We start from the raw sequence: 2,427 nt of genomic DNA, 5'->3' as shown, positions 1-2,427 counted from the left end.
TAGTAGTGCTAACATAAATGTTGACCACAAAAATAGGGTTTGCTAACCAAAAAGTTGACCACCTCCAGAGCCTAATTCTGTATGATTGGAGTTGCTGAGACAACAATCGTACAGGGGGAAGGACATGCTAGAGATGGTCGATAAAGAGTATATCAGAAAGAAGCATTTCGTTGAAGGGTGGTCCATCCGAAAGATTAGCCGTAACTTGAAAGTGGCCCGGCAGACCATACGTAAAGCCCTCAATGATTCCCATATTCCTCACTATCAACTGACTAAAGAAAAGCCCTCGCCCGTTTTAGATCCCTATAAAGAAATTATCCGCGAGTGGTTAAAGCAGGATGAATCAGCACCTCCTAAGCAAAGACATACGGCGCGAAAAATCTACGATCGCCTGAAGGAAGACCATGGTTTTACCGGGGGAGAATCCACCGTCAGGACCTTTGTTCAAAGAGAGAAGAGGCAACACGTTGAAATGTTTGTCCCCTTGACGGCGGATTGGGGAGAACAAGCCCAGGTGGACTGGGGCAGAGCAAAAGTATACATCCAGGGGCACTATACGGAAGTCTGCCTGTTCTGCCTGAGACTTAAAGCGAGCCTTATCCCCTTTGTCTGGGCATCGCCGACGGAAAAACTGGAAGCCTTCCTTGAGGGACATAAACGAGCCTTTGAGTGGTTAGGCGGCGTTCCGTCAAGCCTGGTCTATGACAATCCCAAAACCGCGGTCACAAAGATTCTTAAAGGTCCTCATCGTCAAGAACATACGGTCTTCTCCAGTCTCCGGGCTCATTACTTATTTGACAGTGACTTTTGTAACCCGGCCAGTGGCAACGAAAAAGGGACGGTTGAGAACCTCGTTAAATTTGTGCGACGTAGCGCGATGGTTCCCGTTCCACACGTTCATTCCCTCGACGAACTCAATGAGCAACTCCTTCATTGGTGTGAGAAGCAACGGAGAATCCGGAGCAAAGAATGGGAGCAAGAACGTCAAGGACTTAGGGCCCTGCCTTCTGTCCCGTTTCCCTGTTCGCGAACTCATATGGTTTCCACCAGCCGGCTGCTCCTTTTTCAACTGGATCGCAACACGTACTCCGTACCGGTCGCTTACGGGAATCGTCACCTTCGCGTGGAAGCTTTTGTGGACCGAATTGAAGTGTATGACGCCTCAAAGTTGGTTACCGTCCATGAGCGATCTTACAGCCGCGGCGAGAAGGTGATGAAGCTTGAGCATTATTTACCCCTCATTCAAACCAAACCCCGATCAGCTAAAAATGCTCTAGTGGTCCGAAAGCTTCCGGAAGTGTATCAAAAGCTGAGAGTTCGAATGTGTAGTAACGACCCGGAAGGATACCGTGAATTTGCCAAGATCCTGCTACTTCATCTTGAGTACCGCTTTGAAGATGTCCTCGCGGCCGTGGAAGAAGGACTTCTGCATCATTCTCCCAGCCAAGAGTCGATCCGACAGATTCTCATGGTACACGCTTCAACGCCCAAGGTTTCCCTTAGGGAAACGAAGTCACCCCTGGCCCGTTTAGAGGTTCCAGTGGACACACCCTCTAAATATGATCACCTGATGGGAGGGGCGAACCATGACGGAGTTGCTTGACGCGAAGGAAGCAGTGATTGATATTTACTGCAAACAGCTTAAACTTCCTGGACTAAAAGCCCACTTTAGGGATCTCGCCCGGGATGCCATGGCTCAGAATCAAACACCGACTTCCTTCTTAGCGGCAGTCTTGGCGAAAGAAGTGGAGGTTCGTACCCAGAAACGATTAGCCTCACGATTAAAACAATCCCGAATTCAAGAGATGAAGACCATCGAAGGATTTGACTTCATGAGTATTCCTAAAGTCCCCAAGACCAAGATTGTTTCTCTGGCTGAATGCCGATTTATTGAACAACGAGAGAATCTGATTTGTGTCGGGCAATCCGGCACGGGAAAATCCCATATTGCTACAGCCATCGGCATTTCTGCGATTCAACAAGGGTATAGGGTTCGTTTCATCAAAGTGAGTGATCTCATTCAAGAGCTATTAAAAGCAGAGAGTGAGTATCGATTACCGCGTTACCTCAAGACCTGGAACAAATTTGATCTCGTGATTCTCGATGAACTGGGCTACATTAATCTGGGCGCGGGCAGTCCTTTGCTTTTCCAGTTCTGCTCAGAACGCTATGAACGTGGCAGCCTGATCATAACCACAAACCTGGAATTTGGCCGTTGGGGGGAGGTATTTGGCGACAATGCACTAACCGTAGCTTTACTGGATCGGATAACCCATCATGCCCATGTTATTCCGTTCATAGGTGAATCCTACCGGTTTAAGCAGAGCAAGGGAAACAAAATTAACGATTAATTAACTGAAGTAACCGCCTGGAGGGTGGTCAATTTTTTGGCTGTCACGGTGGTAAACTTTTTGATTGACACTACTA

General features: G+C 48.0%; 2 protein-coding genes. Both read left to right on the top strand.

Annotated features, from left to right (window positions below; translation table 11 throughout):
- Positions 1 to 124: 124 nt before the first annotated feature.
- Positions 125 to 1,603 (top strand): IS21 family transposase, encoded by a 1,479-nt coding sequence (gene istA / locus BUA14_RS27105; protein ID WP_072775433.1) that lies wholly within the window; start codon positions 125 to 127, stop codon positions 1,601 to 1,603.
- Positions 1,587 to 2,351 (top strand): IS21-like element helper ATPase IstB, encoded by a 765-nt coding sequence (istB, locus tag BUA14_RS27100; RefSeq protein ID WP_072775432.1) that lies wholly within the window; start codon positions 1,587 to 1,589, stop codon positions 2,349 to 2,351. The genes istA and istB overlap by 17 nt, the downstream gene beginning before the upstream one ends.
- The last annotated feature ends 76 nt before the right edge of the window (positions 2,352 to 2,427 follow it).

The sequence above is a fragment of the Desulfitobacterium chlororespirans DSM 11544 genome, assembly GCF_900143285.1.
Classification (GTDB): domain Bacteria; phylum Bacillota; class Desulfitobacteriia; order Desulfitobacteriales; family Desulfitobacteriaceae; genus Desulfitobacterium; species Desulfitobacterium chlororespirans.
This window is presented reverse-complemented; position numbering and strand designations above follow the sequence as displayed.